General features: G+C 74.7%; 4 protein-coding genes. All 4 read left to right on the top strand.

Annotated elements, in window-relative coordinates; all coding sequences use genetic code 11:
- The first annotated feature begins 25 nt into the window (after window positions 1–25).
- Genes DKT68_RS00325 through DKT68_RS00310 form a run of 4 tightly spaced genes read left to right on the top strand, consistent with a single transcriptional unit; the run spans window position 26 to window position 2772 of the window.
- Window positions 26–1222, top strand: coding sequence for a hypothetical protein (locus tag DKT68_RS00325; protein WP_330848919.1), 1197 nt, complete (start codon window positions 26–28; stop codon window positions 1220–1222).
- 33 nt (window positions 1223–1255) lie between these two features.
- Entirely contained in the window at window positions 1256–1696 is a 441-nt protein-coding gene (locus DKT68_RS00320) for an EVE domain-containing protein (protein ID WP_109815447.1), read from the top strand.
- Window positions 1697–1753: 57 nt separating this feature from the next.
- Complete coding sequence (locus DKT68_RS00315; protein WP_109815446.1) at window positions 1754–2317, top strand: GNAT family N-acetyltransferase; 564 nt, start codon at window positions 1754–1756, stop codon at window positions 2315–2317.
- A 41-nt stretch (window positions 2318–2358) separates the two neighbouring features.
- A complete protein-coding gene (locus DKT68_RS00310; RefSeq protein ID WP_109815445.1) occupies window positions 2359–2772 on the top strand; it encodes a hypothetical protein in 414 nt (137 codons plus the stop codon).
- The last annotated feature ends 136 nt before the right edge of the window (window positions 2773–2908 follow it).

The raw sequence follows: 2908 nt of genomic DNA, 5'->3' as shown, positions 1-2908 counted from the left end.
GTGGCGGAGCGGCCGGGGATCGGCGCTGACCGCCCGGCTGGCCGGGGCGACCCGGACCGGCGCACGGCTCGCCCGCCGGGTGCCGGCGCCCTGGCCGTACCTGATCGGCCTGTTCCTCGGCGCGAAGCTGCTGCTCACCCTGGTCGGGCTGCTGGCCCTGCACGGCTGGGACGACATCTCCGGCGCGCCACCGCCGGACGAGGCGGACATGTGGACGCAGCAGCGGGCGATCTCCGGGCACCGCTGGATCTCGTTCTGGTTCGCCTGGGACGCGCTGCTCTACCTGCGGCTGAGCCGGCTGCCGCTGACCGGGCCCTGGCACGATTTCGGTTTTCCCCTGCTCTACCCGTTCCTGGCCCGGCCGGTCGGCGCGCTGCTCGGCGGCAACAACGCGCTGGCCCTGCTGCTGATCAGCAACGTCGCGTTCCTGCTGGCCCTCTGGTACGGCTACCGCCTGGCCGAACTGCTGCTCGGCGAGCCGGACGCCGCCCGCCGGTTCACCCGGTACCTGGTGCTGCTGCCCACCGCGTTCCTGTTCCAGGCCGCGCTGACCGAGTCGCTCTTCGTCTGCCTCGCGCTGGCCGCGTTCTACCACGCCGAGCGCCGCCAGTGGCTGCTGGTCGGCGTGTTCGGCTACTTCCTGGCGATGAGTCGGTCGGTCGGCTTCGTCGTCGCGCTGCCACTGGCCCTGGTGCTGCTCCGCCAGCACGACTGGCGGCTCGGCCCACGCGCCCTGCTCGGCTACCTGCGCATCGGTTGGCCGTTGGTGCTGCTGCCCGCCGGCTGGTTCACCTTCATGGCGTTCTGCCGGTGGAAGGGTGGGGACTGGTTCGCCTACCAGCACGCTCAGCAGGCCGGCTGGGGGATCAAGGTGCAGAACCCCCTGCCGGTGCTGCTGGGCGGGCTGGTCGGCGAACCACGGGACGCCGCCCGGGTCTGGTTCGCCGTCGCCGTGCTGGCCGTGCTGATCGCCGGGTACCGCCGCCGGGAGGTTCCCTACCTGGTCTACGGCGTGCTCATGGTGCTGGTGCCGCTGTCGATGGGCCCGCCCGTGTACAAGAGCCTGCTGCGCTACCTGCTCGCCGCCTTCCCGGTCGCCCTGGTGCTGGCCCGCTGGGCCCGCCGCGCCACCGTCGACGTGTGGCTGACCGCCGCCCTCGCCCTGGTCCAGGGCGCCCTGTTCGTGCTCTGGCTCACCTACTGGACCCACATGATCATCTGATTGGAGCGCCGGTCGCCCGGGCAGGATGGGCAGATGAGCGAGCCACGAGTGCGCCTCGACGACCTGGGCGCCTGGCTGATCAAGGGCAACGCCGACGCCGTCGACCTGACCGCCCGGTTCGCCCGGGAGCCACTGGTGACCAACTGGTGCGTACGCCCCGGCTACCGGGCCCGGTTGATGCGCGCCGGGCAGCCGGTGGTCTTCTGGGCCAGCGGCAGCCGCGGCCGGCTGCCGTACGGGGTGTGGGGCGTCGGCCTGGTCACCGGGGAGGCCGAGCCGGGACCACCGGGGCAACCCTGGTCGGTGCCGCTGGACCTGCCCATCCTCGCCGAGCGGGACCGGGTGCCCCGGCTGCGGCTGCGCGCCGACGACCGGCTGTCCGCCCTGGAGGTGTTCCGCCAGCCCCAGGCGGCCAACCCCTCCTACCTGACCGTGGCCCAGTTCGCCGCGTTGCGTACCCACCTGCCGGCCTGACCGACGGCCCTGTGCGAGTCTGCTTGCCGTCCCTGGAACCGCACCCGTGGAGGCCCGGTGTTCGCCCTGCCGTTGACCGACGAGGTCGAGCTGCGCCCGCTTGACCCGTGGCGGGCCGAGGAGTTCCTCGACCACCTGGACCGGGCCCGGGAGCACATCCGGCCCTGGGTGTCGCCGTCCTTCGTCGCCACCGACCTGCCCTCGGCCCGGGCGGTGCTCCAGCGGTACGCCGACCGCTGGGCCCGCGACGCCGGCGGCATCTGGGGCCTGTGGTGGCGCGACACCCTCGTCGGCGGGGTCATGTTCGTGTCGTTCGACGCGGCGGTGGGAGTCTGCGAGGTCGGCTGCTGGCTGGAGCCGGCGGCGCAGGGGCGGGGCATGATCGCGCCGGCGGTCCGCCGGATCATCGACTGGGCGTTACGCGAGCGCGGCATCCAACGGGTCGAGTGGCGCACCAACGCCGACAACGCCCGCAGCATCGCCCTCGCCCGCCGTCTCGGGCTGCGCCACGACGGCACCCTGCGACAGGTCTACCCGGGGCCGCAGGGGCGGATCGACCTCGAGGTCTGGTCGGTGCTTGCCGACGAGTGGGCTGCCGCTCCGCGGCCCACCGTCCACTGACGACCGCGGGTTCTGTCGTACCCGGGCGGCACCATGCATCCATGGCCGTCCCCGCGCTCACCCCGCACCCCGACCCGCCGCGCTCCGTGCCGCTGCGCGAGGCGCGCACCCGGTTCAGCCAGCTCGTCGCGCTGGCCGAGCTGACCGACGCGGTCACCGTCGTCACCCGCGACGGCGATCACCGCCCGGTCGCCGCGATCGTCCCGGCCGCCGCCGCCCGCAGTGGCGCACAGGCGCGCGCCGACGCCGACCGGCTCGCGACCGTCACCGCCGGATGGGCCCGTCGCCTCGACGAGCAGCACCGGCGCAGCAGCCAGCGGCACGCCGCCGAGCTGGGCGCCGTCCGCGCGGCTCTGGCCGAGGTGTGGGCCGAGCTGGACCGCCGGGTCGTCCCGGGCAGCGACCCGGCTCTGGCCCGGCTGCGCGCCGCGCACGCCGACCTGCTCGCCGGCTGAGCCCGGCGGCCCACCCGGGCACGCCAACCTGCTCGCCGGCTGAACCGGGCGGCCCACCGGGCACGCCGACGTCGGTCGAGCGGTTGGCCGCTGGCTGGTCGCCGCGCGCGCCGTCGCCGGCCTGCCGGCATCCGGG

The organism is Micromonospora acroterricola (assembly GCF_003172955.1).
Lineage (GTDB): Bacteria > Actinomycetota > Actinomycetes > Mycobacteriales > Micromonosporaceae > Micromonospora > Micromonospora acroterricola.
The sequence above is the reverse complement of the archived record's forward strand: the minus strand, read 5'-3'. Positions and strand labels throughout refer to the sequence as shown.

Excerpts from the sequence above, each read along its gene's own strand:
- DKT68_RS00310 (WP_109815445.1), top strand. The coding sequence starts at position 2,359 with ATGGCCGTCCCCGCGCTCACCCCGCACCCCGACCCGCCGCGCTCCGTG.
- DKT68_RS00320 (WP_109815447.1), top strand. The coding sequence starts at position 1,256 with ATGAGCGAGCCACGAGTGCGCCTCGACGACCTGGGCGCCTGGCTGATC.